Source organism: Ruegeria sp. F12 (assembly GCF_056533885.1).
Window position 1 is genome coordinate 118,722 of record NZ_JBQFOV010000009.1, and the last position, 15,068, is coordinate 133,789.

Genomic DNA, 15,068 nt, shown 5'->3' on the forward strand with positions numbered 1-15,068 from the left:
CAGAGCTACACTCCGGTCTATGATGCATCCCGCCGACCTGCCGGAAACGGTATCCGTTTTTCCTTTGCCCGGGGCGTTGCTGTTGCCCCGTTCGCGCCTGCCGCTGCACATTTTCGAGCCGCGCTATTTGCAGATGCTGGACGATGCCCTGAAAACGCCTGAGCGGTTGATCGGAATGGTGCAGCCGAACCCCTGTCAGAGCAACGACTCCAAACTGCATCAGATCGGTTGCGCCGGACGCGTCACTCAGTTCTCTGAAACCGAGGATGGGCGCTATCTGATCACGCTGACCGGCATTTCCCGGTTTCGGGTGAAATCTGAACTCGACGCTTTTACCCCTTATCGGCGGTGCGCGGTGTCATGGGACGGGTTCGACCGGGACTTGGGCAAAACCGAACAGGATGACGGGTTCAATCGACCGCGGTTCCTGAATCTGTTGGAAAAATTCTTTTCGTCGCAGAATCTTTCGACCGATTGGGGCACGCTGAAAGACGCGGATGATGAGTTGCTGGTAAATTCGCTGTCCATGCTGCTGGATTTCGACCCTGAAGAGAAACAAGCCCTGCTTGAGGCCCCGTGCTTACGGACCCGGCGCGAGACGTTGGTAACATTGATCGAATTCGCCATGCGCGGCGGATCGAGGGAGGAACATTTGCAATGACTGAACACGCGTTTGACCGTCACATGCTCGAGGCGCTGATTTGCCCGCAGACCCACACGACCCTGCACTATGATGCGGACAAACAAGAACTGGTGTCGAAAGCCGCCGGTCTGGCCTTTCCGATCCGCAATGGCATTCCGGTGATGCTGGTGGATGAGGCGCGCGAGCTGGACTAAATCGCGCGACCCTGCAGCAATTTGGGCAGGTCCCCGGTCAACCCGGCGGCCTCGCGCACAAAGCCGCGTCGTAGGCCTGGCAGCGATCCGACGATTCCCATCCCGATATCGCGGCCTGCACGCAGAAGCGGATTGTCGTTGGAAAACAGCTTGTTGAACACGTCTGTCGCCATCGCCAGCGAGGCCGTGTCGAAGCGCCGCCACTCCTGATAACGCTCTAACACCAGCACCGATCCGATATCCTCACCCCGTCGCCCAGCTAGGGTCAGAACCTCGGCCAATGCGCCCACATCGCGCAGACCGGCATTCAGGCCTTGCCCTGCGATTGGGTGCATACCGTGGGCGGCGTCGCCCACCAGCGCCATGCGGTCACCGATAAAGGAATTGGCTATGGTCAGGTTCAGCGGATAGGTGAACCGGTCACCTTGCAGCCGGATGTCGCCCAGAAAATCGCCGAAGCGGGGGCGCAGGACTTGCATATAGTCGGCCTCGGACAGAGCATTGATGCGCTCGGCAGCTTCGGACCGTTCGCTCCAGACGATCGAACTGCGATTGCCAGTCAGCGGTAGGATGGCCAGCGGGCCGGGCGGCATGAAGAACTGATGCGCGATACCGTGATGGGGCAGGTCATGTTCAATCGCACACACCAGCGCGGTTTGGCCGTAATCCCACCCCGTCCGCTTGATGCCCGCGCGCGCAGCGGTGCCGCTGCGGCGGCCATCGCAGCCCACCAGCAGCCCGCCCGTCACGGTCGCGCCATCATCCAGTTTCACGGTCACGCCGGTCGCGTCAGCCTCTTGCGCGACAACCGTGCGTCCGTTGATCTGCGTGATCCGGGTCTCGTCGGCCATGGCGTCCAGAAAGGCACGACGCAGGTGGCGATCTTCGACCATGTAGCCCATCGGGCCCTCTTCGATCTCGGCATGGTCGAAATGCATGAAGAACGGCGAGGGGCCCACGCCCGCATGTCCATCCGTGACCTTGATTTCAAGCATCGGCTGGGCGTGACCAGAGACCTTATCCCACACGCCCACAGCATCCAGCAGCCGTTGCGAGGCCAGCGCCAGTGCATAGGCACGCCCGTCAAACGCAGCGTTCTTGCGGACTTTCTGGGCCAAGCTGTCGATCACGGTGACAGAATGCCCTGTTTGGGCCAGCGCCAAAGCCAAAGCCGGGCCGTTCAGCCCGCCGCCTACGATCAGGATATCGGTCTTGTGTTCCATGCCTCGCAATATGCGCGCCCTTTCGGGATTGTCCATGTGCGGTCCTGTCGCTACCGTCGCCTCATAGCAGAATTTCCAAGGGGGTAGGGATGCAGGACTGGCTGACCATGACGGCGTGTGATCTGGGGCGGGGGATCGGCATGGGCCAGATTGACCCGGTCGAGCTGACCGAGATCTATCTGACCGCCATCGACGCCCATCCCTACCGCGACCGCATCTATGCGCGCGTCACCCATGATCGCGCCCGGGCCGAGGCGAAAGCCGCGCAGGATCGCGCCGCGCTGGGTCTGCGCCGGTCGCTGCTGGACGGGGTGCCGATCAGCTGGAAAGACCTGTTCGATACCGCTGGTACCGGGACCGAGGCCGGATCAGCCCTGCTGAAAGGCCGTGTGCCGCAGGCGGACGCGGTTGTCGTGCGCAACGCCACGGCCATGGGCACGGTGTGTCTGGGCAAAACCCATATGAGCGAGTTGGCCTTCTCGGGCCTTGGTCTGAACCCCATCACCGACACACCGCCCTGCATTGATGATGTGGATGCCGTGCCGGGCGGGTCATCCTCAGGCGCGGCGGCATCGGTCGCTTGGGGCTTGGCGGCCTGTGGGATTGGGTCCGACACCGGAGGCTCGGTTCGTATTCCATCCGCATGGAACAATCTGGTGGGTCTGAAAACAACCGCAGGGCGGGTCAGCCTTGAAGGCACGGTACCACTGTGCCTGCGCTTCGACACTGTGGGCCCGCTGGCCCGGTCGGTTGAGGACGCGGCGCATATGCTAGCCCTGTTGGAAGGCCGCACACCCGCCGACCTGCGTGGCGCTGGCTTGAAAGGCAGCCGCTTTGCCGATCTGCAAAACATCGCCAAGGATGACCTGCGCGACGCTCCTCGTGCCGCCTATGACAGCGCGCTGGAGCGTCTGCGCGATGCAGGGGCCGAGATCGTGCCGCTGGAAGTGCCCGAACTGGCGGATGCGATGGCGCTGTCTGGTGTGCTTTACACGACCGAGGCCTATGGGCTGTGGCGCGATGTGATCGAAGCCAACCCGGATGCGATGTATCCAGAAATCCTCGAACGGTTCCGCACGGGCAAGAATGTCTCGGGTGCGGATTACATCGCGGCGTGGTCCAAGCTGAAGGCCTCTCGCGCTGCCTGGGATGCGGCCACATCCGGGTTTGATGCTGTTCTGGCTGCAACAGCGCCGATTCTGCCGCCCAATCTGGAGCGTTTGCTGACCGATCACGACTACTACGTCACCGAAAACCTGCTGGCCCTGCGCAACACGCGGATCGGCAACCTGATGGGTCTGGCCGCGCTGACCTTGCCGACAGGAACACCGGGCTGCGGGTTGATGATGATGGGCTATCCGGGGTCCGAGGAGGCTCTGCTACGGATCGGATCAGCGGCCGAGGCGGCATTGGCCTGAATGCCACAATCCCCTGATTCGCCGCCACTTTGTCTGGACGAAGTGGGGTGCGACCTGTAACCTGCCTTAAAACGGGGCGGTATGATCCCGAACTTGAGGCAGTAGATATGAATTTCCCCGAGCGGTTTTCGAACCTACCGGAATACGCTTTCCCGCGTCTGCGCACCCTGTTGGACCACCATCAGCCGGGCGGCGATGTGATTCACATGACTATCGGCGCACCGATGCATGATTTCCCGGCCTGGGTGACGGATGTCATCTCTGAGAATGCCGCAGGGTTTCAAGGTTATCCGCCCAACGAAGGCTCACCCGAGCTGCGTGGCGCGATCACCGACTGGATCGCGCGCCGCTATGGCGTGACGATGGACCCCGACACCAACGTGATGGCACTGAACGGCACGCGCGAGGGGTTGTATAACGCCGCCATGGCGCTGTGCCCCGAGGAAAAGAATGGCGAGAAGCCGGTCATCCTGTGCCCGAACCCGTTCTATCAGGTCTATATGGTAGCCTCGATCTCGGTCGCGGCGGAACCTGTTTTTGTATCGGCCACTGCCGCCACTGGCCATCTGCCCGACTATGTAGGCCTGCCCGAGGATGTGCTGAACCGCACTGTCGCGGCTTATATCTGTTCGCCCGCCAACCCGCAGGGCGCTGTGGCCTCGCGCGACTATTGGGCCGAACTCATCGGGTTGGCCGAAAAGTACGATTTCCGCATCTTCGCGGATGAATGCTATTCCGAGATTTACCGTGAAGAGGCACCAGTGGGCGCCCTGACCGTCGCGCAAGAGATGGGCGCAGACCCCGAACGTGTGGTGCTGTTCAACTCACTCTCGAAGCGGTCGAACCTGGCAGGGTTACGCTCGGGTCTGATTGCGGGCGGGCCGGATACGATCAAACGGGTCAAGCAGCTGCGCAACTATGCCGGATCGCCACTGCCCCTGCCGTTGCAGGCCGCCGCTGCACGTGTTTGGGCCGACGAAGAGCATGTCATCCAAAACCGCGCGCTTTATCAGGAAAAATACGCTATCGCGGATGAGGTGTTTGCGGGCGTGCAAGGTTACATGTCACCCGAGGCCGGGTTCTTCCTGTGGCTACCGGTCGACAACGGCGAAGAGACCGCATTGAAGCTGTGGCGTGATACCGGGGTTCGGGTTCTGCCAGGCGCATATCTTTCCCAAGGCGATCCGGGGCAAAACCCGGGCGAGCATTTTATACGGGCCGCGCTTGTGGCTCCAAAAACAGAGTTGCAGCAGGGGCTAATCACGCTCCGCGACTGCATCTATTCGTGAGGTACGAGGGCAAAATGGCATCATTGAACGCGCGCAACCGCGATCCATTGCTGGACAGTACAACGCAAGCCGCCATTGAACGGCGCAGCAAAGAGCTGATCGGGATTGCCTTGATCCTGCTGGGGTTGGCCTCGGCGGCGATGATCTGGTCCTACACGCCGGATGATCCGAACTGGATGGTCTCGACCGATGCGCCGGTGCAGAACTGGATGGGGCGGATTGGGGCCTCGATCGCGGCACCCTTGTTCATGATCGTGGGCTGGGGCAGTTGGAGCATCGCCTTGGTCCTGATCGGCTGGGGCGTGCGCTTTGCCGGGCATTTTGGCGAGGATCGCGCGATTGCACGGCTGATCTTTGCGCCGATTTGGATTGCCGTCGTCTCGGTCTATGCAGCGACTTTGGTGCCCGATGAGGCTTGGCGTTCGACCCATAGTTTTGGTCTGGGCGGGCTGTTTGGCGACACCGTCATGGGCGCGTTGCTGACACTGTTGCCGGTCGCATCGCATTTCATGGTCAAGCTGATGTCACTGGCCATGGCGCTCGGAATGCTGGCGCTGGGCGTTTTTGTTCTGGGCTTCACGCGCGACGATGTGCGCAAAGGATTCCGGGCGTTTCTGCTGGGTTTGGTTATGTCCTATGACGGGTTGATGAACCTGCTGGGTCGTGGGGCCGCCGCGACCGCGCAGGCCGCCCGTGATCGCCGAGCGCAATGGGATGAGCGCAAGGTCGCGCGCGCCGAGGCCGCGGAGGCTGTATTCGAAGATGAACTGGCCTACGCCGACCCGGTCTTTGACGAACCGCCGCTGACCGCGCCCGAGCCCGCGAAACCGGGCCTGCTGTCACGCATCCCCGATCTGATCCGCCGCCCCGATCCGATGCCCGAGCCCGAACTCATTGACCGGGAATCTCTGGTCGATGTTGACGAGATGCCAGGCGAGGACCGCATCCGGTCGAAGATTTCCGCCGCTGTACGCAACCGCAAGGTCGCCGCGGGTGAGATGGCGCCCGAATATGACCCGAACCTGCCGCTGACCAAGGGGCGGGGGCGTGGGCCTGATCCGTTGATCCTGAACTCAGGTGCGGGCGAATTGCCGCCGGAACCGCCGATGACTTCGACTGGTTTCCCGCCCAAGTCTATGCTGACGGCAGAACCAACCGAATGGCAGGAGCCCTTACATCAGGACTTCGCGCCCGAGCCGGACTATGACGACGCCGTATTCGAGGACACGCCCGAGCCTGCGCTGCAGTCTCGGCCCGCGATGAAAATCCCCGTGGCGGAGCCACGCAAACCGGTTGTCGCGCAACCTGTGCGCCGCGCGCCTCAGCCTTCGCGCCGCGCGCAGGCCGAAGCGCAGCCTGCGCTGTCGTTCGAGGACAAGCATTCCGATTTCGAATTGCCGCCTTTGGGCCTGCTGGCCAACCCGGCGAACATTCAGCGCCATCACCTCAGCGATGAAGCGTTGGAGGAAAACGCCCGGATGCTGGAAAACGTTCTGGATGACTATGGCGTCAAGGGGGAGATCGTCAGTGTTCGCCCGGGTCCGGTTGTTACTATGTACGAACTAGAGCCCGCGCCCGGTCTGAAAGCCAGCCGTGTGATCGGTTTGGCCGACGATATCGCACGCTCGATGTCGGCGCTGTCGGCGCGTGTTTCGACCTTGCCAGGGCGCTCGGTCATCGGCATCGAACTGCCCAACGAAAATCGCGAGATGGTGGTGCTGCGTGAAATCCTTGCCAGCCGTGATTTCGGCGACGGCAACCATGCGCTGCCGTTGGCCTTGGGTAAGGATATCGGCGGTGAGTCAGTCGTGGCGAACCTTGCCAAGATGCCTCACCTGCTGATCGCAGGGACCACGGGGTCCGGTAAGTCGGTGGCGATCAACACGATGATCCTGTCGCTGCTCTATAAGTTGACGCCTGATGAATGCCGCCTGATCATGATCGACCCCAAGATGCTGGAACTGTCTGTTTATGACGGTATCCCGCATCTGCTGTCGCCCGTTGTGACCGACCCGAAAAAGGCGGTTGTCGCCCTGAAATGGGTCGTTGGCGAGATGGAGGATCGTTATCGCAAGATGTCCAAGATGGGCGTGCGCAATATCGCGGGCTATAATGGCCGTGTGAAGGATGCGTTGGCCAAGGGCGAGATGTTCAGCCGCACGGTCCAAACGGGCTTTGACGATGAAACCGGCGAACCCACCTTCGAGACCGAAGAATTCGCGCCCGAGGCAATGCCCTATATCGTCGTCATCGTCGACGAGATGGCCGACCTGATGATGGTCGCGGGCAAAGAGATCGAGGCGTGTATTCAACGTCTGGCGCAGATGGCGCGGGCCTCGGGTATTCACCTGATCATGGCGACGCAGCGGCCCTCGGTCGATGTGATCACCGGCACGATCAAGGCAAACTTCCCCACCCGGATCTCGTTCCAGGTGACCTCGAAAGTCGACAGCCGCACCATTTTGGGCGAGATGGGTGCCGAGCAACTGCTGGGGCAGGGCGACATGCTCTATATGGCCGGCGGGGCCAAGATCACCCGTTGCCACGGCCCGTTCGTGTCGGACGAAGAGGTCGAAGAAATCGTCAACCACCTGAAACAGTTCGGCCCGCCCGATTACATGAGCGGTGTCGTCGATGGTCCGGCCGAGGAAAAGGCCGACAATATCGATGCAGTTCTTGGCCTGAATACCGGTGGCAACACCAATGGCGAGGACGCTCTCTATGATCAGGCTGTGGCGATTGTGATCAAGGATCGCAAGTGCTCGACCTCTTATATCCAGCGGAAACTTGCCATCGGTTACAACAAAGCCGCGCGTCTGGTTGAGCAGATGGAGGACGAAGGCGTTGTTTCCGCTGCCAATCACGTCGGAAAGCGCGAAATCCTCGTCCCCGAGCAATAGGATATTTAATAACAAGGGCAGAAGGCCTATCTGTGCCTCATGAAACAGATTGCTTTTGCCCTTGCTTTGACATTGTCCGCACCCGCCGCGTGGGCGGCGGACAAGCTGCCGCTATCGCAGATATCAAACTACCTGAACGAGCTGAAAACCGTTGAGACCACGTTCACGCAGATCAACGATGATGGCTCGCTCAGCACCGGGAAATTGTGGATCGAACGCCCTGGCAAGATGCGGTTCGAATATGATCCGCCCAACAGCGCAGTGGTACTGGCGCGGGCTGGAACCGTTCAGATATTTGATCCCAAGTCCAACCAGCCGGCTGAGCAATATCCACTAAAACGTACGCCCCTGTCGCTGGTGCTGGCGCGGAATGTGAATCTGGGACAGGCCAATATGGTGGTCGGTCACGATTTTGACGGTACCGCCACGGTCGTGACGGCGCAGGATCCCAAGAACCCGGATTCAGGTCGGATCGAGCTGATGTTTACCGGTGATCCGGTCGAACTGCGCAAATGGGTGATCCACGATAACGCAGGCAGCCAAACGACCGTTCTGCTGGGTCAGCTGGAAACTGATGGCAAGCTGAACAGCGACCTGTTCACGAAAAGGGCGCGGAGCGGGTCAGGCGATCGCTGACCCGCTGGGCTGTTAAATTCGGCAGCCCGCCAGCTGCGCCTGATAGAGTTTGGCGCGCGCGTCCACATCATTGGCCACGTTCAACAACCATGTTTTGCTGTAATGGCTGCCACGTGCGTAGCCAGTATGCCCTTCGTGATAGGCCAGATACTGGTTGCGGGTGTCATGCAGCTGGATGCCGTTGCGCTGGTTGGTTTTGTTCATGTACCAGCCGATGAAATCCGACGCGTCGCGGATACGGTCGCGCTTGGCGCGGCGTTTGCCGGTCTCGCGCTGGTATTCCTCCCACGTGCCGTCCAAAGCTTGACTGAACCCATAGGCGCTGCTTTGGCGGCCCATCGGGATGACACCCAACACGTATTTATGCGGGGTGCGCGCATCGTGGCGATAGCGGCTTTCCTGATAGATCGTCGCCATCTGAACGTGAACGGGGACACCCCATTTCCGCTCGGTGCTTTTGAAGGCTTTGATAAAATCAGGACGTTCGCGCGCAATGCTGCACGCGTCATTTAGCTTGCTGGGCGGCTGTTTGGAACCGCCACTACAGGATGCCAAAAGCAGCACCCCGAAGAGTACGATAAGAATTCTGCTCATGTGCCTCGTGCCTTTTTTCTTTATTCTAGCGCAGATTGAGGCTTTAGGAAATCACAATCGCTACAACACAATAGCTAGAATTAAAGGCAACGCGCCCACAGATAGGACAGTTGACACCATAACCAGGCCTGCGACGGCGTCTGCATCGGCCTCGAACCGTTCGGCCAGCAGGTACGAGGTCACAGCCACCGGGGTGCACAATTGCAGGACCAGAACGCCAAACGCGACGCTATCCAGGTCAAATACCAGCGCGATGCCCCAGCCCAGCCCAAAGCACACGGCCAGTTTCAGCGCAGACAGCCAAAGCGCCTGTCCCAAACTGCGCGAGGTCAGCCGCGCGATCGCCACGCCCAGCGTGATCAGCATCAGGGGGATGGCCATTTGCCCAAGCAGGTCCAGCGTATTGGTCAGGAAAACGGGCGTTTCCCAACCGCGCCACAGGAACAGGGCACCCAGCAGGGTGGCCCAGACCATCGGTTCGCGTGCGGCTTTGCCGAACGCGCCTTTGCCCGCCACAAGATAAATCCCATAGGTAAAGGAAAACAGCGCCGTTACGGCCAGAAAAACCACCGCAAAACCCAGCCCCGCCTGCCCAAAGGCGAAGATGCACAGCGGCACCCCCAGATTGCCTGTGTTGCCAAAGATCAGCGGGGCCAGAAATGTACGGCGATCCAAGCCGCTGAGCCGCACGAACAGGCCAAAGGCCACCGCAAGCACCACATGCCCGGTGATGGCCGCCAACGTGAACCGCGTCAGCTCGGTGGCTGTGATCTCGGTCTGCATCAGGGCGACAAAGATCAGACAGGGCACCGCCAGCGTAACGCCCAGACGGGTCACAAATTGCAGCCGGTATTCGAACCCCAGCTTGACCCACGCAAATCCGATCCCGGCCAAAAGAAAGACCGGAGACGCAATTTCGAACACTGTTAGTAGAAGGTTCACAGACTGTTTCCCTTAAAATCCGATCATTGATTGGCATTTCCGCCGGGAAAAGAGTAGTAAGTTCTTTGGGGGCTGAAGATATGCTGAAGACACATGCCAAGTACAAATTGGGCCAGGTGGTCCGTCACAAGAAACATCCCTTCCGAGGGGTGATTTTTGACGTGGACCCGGAATTCTCGAACACCGAAGAATGGTATCAGGCCATCCCCGAAGATAGCCGCCCGATCAAGGATCAGCCGTTCTATCATTTGTTGGCCGAAAACGACCAATCCTTCTATGTTGCTTATGTTTCTGAACAAAATCTGGTTGCCGATCAGTCCGGCGAGCCGGTGGAACATCCTGATATTCCAGACATGTTCGGCCCGTTTGAAAACGGCGCATACCCGCTGCATTTCCACCTAAACTGATCGGCGCATCGTGCGCGTTCAGGATCAGTAGCCAAGAGCGCAACCGTCTTTTCGGGGGTCGCTGGCACCTTCCAGAACACCGTCATCGCGGATTCGGATAGCCTGCGCTCCACCCAGTGGCGTTTCCGGGATTTGAACGTTGTGGCCCAGATCTGACAATTGTTGCACGACGCTGGGCGGAATTCCGCGTTCCAGTTTCATAACGTTTCCATCGGCGAAGGCGCGCGGGGCGTCGATGCTGTCCTGCAATCCCAACCCGTGATCCGTCAGGTTGGACAACAGGCGTGCGTGTCCGGTGGGTTGAAACGATCCGCCCATTACGCCGAATGGCATGGTGATGCGGTCGTTCTGTTTCAGCATACCGGGAATGATTGTGTGCATCGGGCGCTTGCCCGGCCCCATCTCATTCGGATGTCCGGCCTGCAAGGTAAAGCCAGCGCCCCGGTTTTGAAGCAGTATCCCGTATTTCGGTGAGGCGATGCCCGACCCAAAACTGTGAAAGATCGAATAGATCAGAGACACGGCCATCCGATCCCGATCGACGACGGTAATATAAACCGTATCCTTGTGGATCGCCTCGGTCAGCGGAGCGGCGGCTGGCATCGCCCGCTTAGGATCGATCAGGGCGGCGAGCTGATCTGCCAGCGCCTGATCGGTGAACTTTTCAGCCTGCGTGGCGTGATCAGGATCGGCGATAAAGCGATTACGCGCGTCATAGGCCAGTTTTGAGGCCTCGGCCTCGATATGAATACGTTCCGCGCTGAACGGTTCCATCCCGGAAAGGTCGAAATTTTTCAGGATATTTAACAACAAAAGCGCCGTCGCCCCCTGACCGTTGGGGGGGTGTTCGTACATCTCGACACCGTTGTAGCTGCTGTTGACTGGTAGGGTGACGGTACATTGGGTGGTCCGAAAATCTTCGATCGTGTGAACACCGCCCAATTGCGACAGTGCGGCAACCATGTCCTCGGCAATGTCGCCGGTATAAAACGCATCGCGCCCGTGTTGTGCGATTTGGCGTAGAACTTCTGCCTGACCCGGAGAGCGGAAGATTTGCCCCGTTTTGGGGACCTTGCCGTCGATCAGGTAGTGATCTCGCGCGGATCCTTGCAGCGTGGCTGCTCCAATATTCCAGTCCAAAGCCACGCGCGGGGCCACAGGCACGCCGGTATCCGCATAGTGGATGGCAGGGCTAAGGACCGAATCCAACCCGATCCGGCCCTCGGTTTCGGCCAGGTGGCAAAAGGCATCGACCGCGCCTGGTATTGTCACCGCCTCGGGCGAGGACAGGGGAACCGCATTCAGACCCTGTGAGCGCAAGGCGTCCGCATTGGCCATCGCGGGAGCGCGGCCTGATCCGTTAAGGGCGCGGATTTTGGTTTCGCCAGCACGGTTGAACAGGACAAAGCAATCTCCGCCCAATCCGGTCATCTGTGGCTCGCACAGTCCCAGCAGAACTGCGCCCGCAATCGCGGCATCCATCGCATTACCGCCCTGTTCCAGAATGCTTATCGCAACTTGCGCAGCCAGCGGGTGCGATGTTGCGCACATGCCTTCCGTTGACAGGACTTCGGACCGACCCGGAACGTGAAAATCGCGCATAACAGTATTCCCCAATAACTCGCGCCGAAGGTATCGCGCGTCGATCTATTGTCCAGTCAAATCAAGGGGAAATTCCTCGGCGCCGTTCACTGGGTGGGGGCTGTGACACTTGGCGCCGAGGGAAGCTATCTGAGCTACAGGTAAATGTATGACCCTGATTTGCGGCGCGACAATGGTTCGATTTGGGCGTTATTGTGACCTTTTACCTGTCACTCGGCGTCCGGGAAATCAAAGCGCAGGGACAGCCTGTTGCAGCCGTTACTGCGCTCATACCGGATATCGCTGGTCAATTCATGGATCAGAAACCAGCCAAATCCGCCCTCGGGCAGTTCGTCGCGCGATGACCCCAGCGCTGCCGGCACGCCTTCGGGTACCCGAAATCCGGGCAAAGGGTTGCCGGTGTCTGAAATCAAAATCTCCAGCCAGCCATGGTTCAGCCGACACCGCACCTTGACCTGAGCGGGTGTGACCCCGGCATAGGCATGCTCAACCACGTTGTTGATCGCCTCGGCCAGCGCGATTTTGACGTCCCCCGCCTTGTGCGCGGGCAGGCCTTGCGCTTTCAGGCAGGCGCTGAGCTGAGCGATGCCCGCGCTGGCATCGGACGCTGTGGCTGAGAACTGAAGATCCAGGCAGTTACCGGTACACATGGGCAGGGCGCTTATTCATTCGATCTGCGGGCTCAGTCGGCGGTGGACGCAAGCGCGTCGCCCAGCGTCGGGTATAGCTTGAAAACCGTGTCCATACGGGTCAGGCGAAAAACCTTTTCGACAAAGGGGTGCAACCCCGCCAGATCCAGCCTGCGATCACTGCCAAGCTGTTTCATGGCGGCGACGATCGCCCCGAGACCGCTGGAGTCGATGAATTCCACCCTCGTCAGATCTAGCACCACCCGCGCAGCACCGCCTTCGGCCTCTTGCCGCATCTCTTCCTTGAATTGGATGGCCATGGCGGCGTCGATCCGGTCGGAATGCACCGTGATAATCTGGGCCGAGTCGGTTGTTTTGCTGGTCAGGCTCATGCGCGCCGGTCCTCTGAATTGCAAATCATGCGTAGAAATACGCTAGACGCCAATTCTTACCATTCGGTATCCATCCATACGGAAAAGCAGAAAAGGAGCCTCCCGATGAAGCAAGTTGTAATCGCAGGTGCAGCACGGACCCCGATGGGTGGGTTTCAAGGGATGTTCGATGGCATCAGCGCCGCTGATCTGGGCGGAACGGCAATCCGCGCCGCCTTGCAGGGCGCCGGGGCCGATACTGCGGACGAGGTGCTGATGGGCTGCGTCCTGCCCGCGGGTCAGGGCCAAGCCCCTGCGCGGCAGGCAGGTTTCGCCGCCGGTCTGGGTGAAGAGGTTCCCGCGACCACCCTCAACAAGATGTGCGGGTCGGGAATGAAGGCTGCGATGATGGCCTATGACCAGATCGCCTTGGGGCACGCAGACACGATGGTTGCTGGCGGGATGGAGAGCATGACCAACGCCCCCTATCTGTTGCCCAAAATGCGCGGCGGCGCCCGGATCGGCCATGGGCAGGTGGTTGACCACATGTTTTTGGACGGGCTCGAGGACGCCTATGACAAGGGGCGTTTGATGGGTACCTTCGCCGAGGATTGTGCCGAGGCCTATCAGTTCACCCGCGAGGCACAGGATGACTACGCGCTGCAGTCTCTGTCGAACGCGCTCGAGGCACAAGAAACCGGCGCCTTTGCGGATGAGATCACGCCTGTTACCCTGAAAACGCGCAAAGGGGACGTCACACAATCCACCGACGAGCAACCTCTTTCGGCCCGGCCCGAGAAAATCCCGACCCTGAAACCGGCCTTCCGCAAGGATGGAACGGTGACAGCGGCCAATGCCTCGTCGATCTCGGACGGGGCTGCGGCCTTGGTGCTGGCGTCGGAGGAAGCCGCCCAGGCGCAAGCCCTGACCATCCGCGCCCGTATTCTGGGCCATTCCAGCCACGCACAGGCCCCCGGCCTGTTTACGACTGCCCCGGTGCCTGCCGCGCAAAAACTGCTGACGCAGATCGGTTGGACCACTGATGATGTGGACCTGTGGGAGGTGAACGAGGCCTTCGCCGTCGTGCCCATGGCCTTCATGCACGAAATGGGTTTGCCGCGCGACAAGGTGAACGTGAATGGCGGCGCGTGCGCTCTGGGCCATCCCATCGGCGCATCCGGCGCGCGGATCATGGTCACATTGCTGAATGCGCTCGAGAAACGAAACCTCAAACGCGGCGTTGCGGCCATCTGCATCGGGGGTGGCGAAGGCACCGCCATTGCCATAGAACGCGTTTGACCATTCTTCTTGTTCCAAATACGGCGGAGGTGAATTGAGCCACCGGCTCATGAGGGGGCAGCGCCCCCTGATACCCTTGCCTCAAAGTGCTGCCATGACCGTTGACTATTCCACCCTCGCAAAAACCATCGCCGCCCTGACCGAAGGCGAAACGGATCAGGTCGCCCTGATGGCCACTGTCACCTGCGAGGTGCATCACAGCGATGACCGCTTCAACTGGACCGGGTTTTATCGCGTGACCGAGCCCGAGGTGTTGAAGATCGGGCCGTATCAGGGCGGACATGGCTGTCTGGTGATCCCGTTTGCACGCGGCGTCTGTGGAGCAGCAGCCCGCACCGGAGAAGTGCAAATTGTACCCGATGTGGAGGCTTTTCCTGGTCATATCGCCTGTGCGTCCTCGACCCGGTCGGAACTGGTACTGCCTGTCTTTGACTCGCAGGGTGAGGTGATCGCGGTGTTTGATATCGACAGCGATCTACCAGATGCGTTTACCCAAGCGGATGCTGATGAGCTCGCTGCCATCTTGCGCGATGTGTTTGCGCGTTAAGGTCGGTTAGCCCAGCAACGGGGGCAGATAGGTGAAGGCCGCATAGCAAGCAGCGGCCTGAACTATCAGAATTGCAAACAGCCATGCTGAAAACCGGCCTTTGCGGGTTTTGTGGCGAAAAATCCAGCGCCCAACCACGGCTCCGGGGCCGCCACCCAGCGCCGCCAGCCACAAAAGGCGGCGTTCCGGCACCCGGCGCTTGCGCCGCCGCGCGCGAAGTTTGTCCCAGCCAAAGGCCAGCAGAGTCAGGGTATTGATCGCCCACAGATACATCACTGCTATCCACATGCGTGACCGATACCGAACCCGGCCGCGTGACCCAAGTGAAAAAACGCTTGGTTTTTTCATCGATTCGCGCCATCGTGAAAAACAGG

The 15,068-nt window shown here is 60.1% G+C and carries 16 protein-coding genes; 9 read left to right on the forward strand and 7 right to left on the reverse strand.

Annotated features, from left to right (window positions below; genetic code table 11):
- Nucleotides 1–19: 19 nt before the first annotated feature.
- Both ACR0CA_RS13540 and ACR0CA_RS13545 read left to right on the forward strand, forming a co-directional pair.
- On the forward strand, nucleotides 20–661 hold the full coding sequence (locus tag ACR0CA_RS13540; RefSeq protein ID WP_480899567.1) for an LON peptidase substrate-binding domain-containing protein: 642 nt from the start codon (nucleotides 20–22) through the stop codon (nucleotides 659–661).
- The gene (locus ACR0CA_RS13545; RefSeq protein ID WP_170355381.1) at nucleotides 658–837 is read left to right on the forward strand and encodes a Trm112 family protein; all 180 of its coding nucleotides are present in this window, start codon (nucleotides 658–660) and stop codon (nucleotides 835–837) included. Before ACR0CA_RS13540 ends, ACR0CA_RS13545 begins: the two co-directional genes overlap by 4 nt.
- Here the strand turns inward: ACR0CA_RS13545 and ACR0CA_RS13550 are convergent.
- Nucleotides 834–2,060: an FAD-dependent monooxygenase gene (locus tag ACR0CA_RS13550; protein WP_480899569.1), complete on the reverse strand. Its 1,227-nt coding sequence runs from the start codon at nucleotides 2,058–2,060 to the stop codon at nucleotides 834–836. The two genes, ACR0CA_RS13545 and ACR0CA_RS13550, sit on opposite strands and share 4 nt — an antisense overlap.
- Nucleotides 2,061–2,149: 89 nt before the next feature.
- Between ACR0CA_RS13550 and ACR0CA_RS13555 the strand changes: the two genes are divergently transcribed.
- The 4 genes from ACR0CA_RS13555 to ACR0CA_RS13570 all read left to right on the forward strand — a co-directional run bounded on the left by ACR0CA_RS13555 (nucleotide 2,150) and on the right by ACR0CA_RS13570 (nucleotide 8,303).
- On the forward strand, nucleotides 2,150–3,478 hold the full coding sequence (locus ACR0CA_RS13555) for an amidase (RefSeq protein WP_480899571.1): 1,329 nt from the start codon (nucleotides 2,150–2,152) through the stop codon (nucleotides 3,476–3,478).
- Between the two features lie 107 nt (nucleotides 3,479–3,585).
- Complete coding sequence (locus tag ACR0CA_RS13560) at nucleotides 3,586–4,767, forward strand: aminotransferase class I/II-fold pyridoxal phosphate-dependent enzyme (protein ID WP_480899631.1); 1,182 nt, start codon at nucleotides 3,586–3,588, stop codon at nucleotides 4,765–4,767.
- 14 nt (nucleotides 4,768–4,781) lie between these two features.
- Nucleotides 4,782–7,667, forward strand: a complete 2,886-nt coding sequence (locus tag ACR0CA_RS13565) for a DNA translocase FtsK (protein WP_480899573.1) — start codon at nucleotides 4,782–4,784, stop codon at nucleotides 7,665–7,667.
- Between the two features lie 39 nt (nucleotides 7,668–7,706).
- A complete protein-coding gene (locus ACR0CA_RS13570) occupies nucleotides 7,707–8,303 on the forward strand; it encodes a LolA family protein (protein ID WP_480899576.1) in 597 nt (198 codons plus the stop codon).
- Nucleotides 8,304–8,315: 12 nt separating this feature from the next.
- On the opposite strand, the gene ACR0CA_RS13575 is transcribed toward ACR0CA_RS13570, so the two are convergent.
- Nucleotides 8,316–8,897 (reverse strand): transglycosylase SLT domain-containing protein, encoded by a 582-nt coding sequence (locus ACR0CA_RS13575; protein ID WP_170774790.1) that lies wholly within the window; start codon nucleotides 8,895–8,897, stop codon nucleotides 8,316–8,318.
- Nucleotides 8,898–8,957: 60 nt separating this feature from the next.
- Nucleotides 8,958–9,839, reverse strand: a complete 882-nt coding sequence (locus tag ACR0CA_RS13580) for an AEC family transporter (protein WP_480899578.1) — start codon at nucleotides 9,837–9,839, stop codon at nucleotides 8,958–8,960.
- Nucleotides 9,840–9,919: 80 nt separating this feature from the next.
- Here ACR0CA_RS13580 and hspQ point away from each other — a divergent pair, with 80 nt between their 5' ends.
- Entirely contained in the window at nucleotides 9,920–10,246 is a 327-nt protein-coding gene (gene hspQ / locus ACR0CA_RS13585) for a heat shock protein HspQ (protein WP_170774786.1), read from the forward strand.
- A gap of 24 nt (nucleotides 10,247–10,270) precedes the next feature.
- On the opposite strand, the gene ggt is transcribed toward hspQ, so the two are convergent.
- From ggt to ACR0CA_RS13600, 3 genes are all read right to left on the reverse strand, one after another.
- The gene (gene ggt, locus ACR0CA_RS13590; protein ID WP_480899580.1) at nucleotides 10,271–11,848 is read right to left on the reverse strand and encodes a gamma-glutamyltransferase; all 1,578 of its coding nucleotides are present in this window, start codon (nucleotides 11,846–11,848) and stop codon (nucleotides 10,271–10,273) included.
- Nucleotides 11,849–12,057: 209 nt separating this feature from the next.
- A complete protein-coding gene (locus ACR0CA_RS13595) occupies nucleotides 12,058–12,498 on the reverse strand; it encodes an ATP-binding protein (protein ID WP_480899582.1) in 441 nt (146 codons plus the stop codon).
- A gap of 32 nt (nucleotides 12,499–12,530) precedes the next feature.
- The gene (locus ACR0CA_RS13600; RefSeq protein ID WP_170791196.1) at nucleotides 12,531–12,869 is read right to left on the reverse strand and encodes an STAS domain-containing protein; all 339 of its coding nucleotides are present in this window, start codon (nucleotides 12,867–12,869) and stop codon (nucleotides 12,531–12,533) included.
- A 105-nt stretch (nucleotides 12,870–12,974) separates the two neighbouring features.
- Here ACR0CA_RS13600 and ACR0CA_RS13605 point away from each other — a divergent pair, with 105 nt between their 5' ends.
- A complete protein-coding gene (locus ACR0CA_RS13605; protein WP_170791194.1) occupies nucleotides 12,975–14,147 on the forward strand; it encodes an acetyl-CoA C-acyltransferase in 1,173 nt (390 codons plus the stop codon).
- A 94-nt stretch (nucleotides 14,148–14,241) separates the two neighbouring features.
- A complete protein-coding gene (locus ACR0CA_RS13610; RefSeq protein ID WP_170774774.1) occupies nucleotides 14,242–14,694 on the forward strand; it encodes a GAF domain-containing protein in 453 nt (150 codons plus the stop codon).
- Between the two features lie 6 nt (nucleotides 14,695–14,700).
- Here ACR0CA_RS13610 and ACR0CA_RS13615 read toward each other — a convergent pair whose 3' ends face one another.
- A complete protein-coding gene (locus ACR0CA_RS13615; protein ID WP_170783661.1) occupies nucleotides 14,701–14,982 on the reverse strand; it encodes a DUF1294 domain-containing protein in 282 nt (93 codons plus the stop codon).
- Between the last annotated feature and the right edge of the window lie 86 nt (nucleotides 14,983–15,068).

Coding starts and splice junctions, on each gene's coding strand:
- ACR0CA_RS13555 (WP_480899571.1), top strand. CDS start 2,150: ATGCAGGACTGGCTGACCATGACGGCGTGTGATCTGGGGCGGGGGATC.
- ACR0CA_RS13600 (WP_170791196.1), bottom strand. CDS start 12,869: ATGAGCCTGACCAGCAAAACAACCGACTCGGCCCAGATTATCACGGTG.
- ACR0CA_RS13560 (WP_480899631.1), top strand. CDS start 3,586: ATGAATTTCCCCGAGCGGTTTTCGAACCTACCGGAATACGCTTTCCCG.
- ACR0CA_RS13540 (WP_480899567.1), top strand. CDS start 20: ATGATGCATCCCGCCGACCTGCCGGAAACGGTATCCGTTTTTCCTTTG.
- ACR0CA_RS13605 (WP_170791194.1), top strand. CDS start 12,975: ATGAAGCAAGTTGTAATCGCAGGTGCAGCACGGACCCCGATGGGTGGG.
- hspQ (WP_170774786.1), top strand. CDS start 9,920: ATGCTGAAGACACATGCCAAGTACAAATTGGGCCAGGTGGTCCGTCAC.
- ACR0CA_RS13545 (WP_170355381.1), top strand. CDS start 658: ATGACTGAACACGCGTTTGACCGTCACATGCTCGAGGCGCTGATTTGC.
- ACR0CA_RS13595 (WP_480899582.1), bottom strand. CDS start 12,498: ATGTGTACCGGTAACTGCCTGGATCTTCAGTTCTCAGCCACAGCGTCC.
- ACR0CA_RS13615 (WP_170783661.1), bottom strand. CDS start 14,982: ATGTGGATAGCAGTGATGTATCTGTGGGCGATCAATACCCTGACTCTG.
- ACR0CA_RS13575 (WP_170774790.1), bottom strand. CDS start 8,897: ATGAGCAGAATTCTTATCGTACTCTTCGGGGTGCTGCTTTTGGCATCC.
- ACR0CA_RS13570 (WP_480899576.1), top strand. CDS start 7,707: ATGAAACAGATTGCTTTTGCCCTTGCTTTGACATTGTCCGCACCCGCC.
- ggt (WP_480899580.1), bottom strand. CDS start 11,848: ATGCGCGATTTTCACGTTCCGGGTCGGTCCGAAGTCCTGTCAACGGAA.
- ACR0CA_RS13610 (WP_170774774.1), top strand. CDS start 14,242: ATGACCGTTGACTATTCCACCCTCGCAAAAACCATCGCCGCCCTGACC.
- ACR0CA_RS13550 (WP_480899569.1), bottom strand. CDS start 2,060: ATGGAACACAAGACCGATATCCTGATCGTAGGCGGCGGGCTGAACGGC.
- ACR0CA_RS13565 (WP_480899573.1), top strand. CDS start 4,782: ATGGCATCATTGAACGCGCGCAACCGCGATCCATTGCTGGACAGTACA.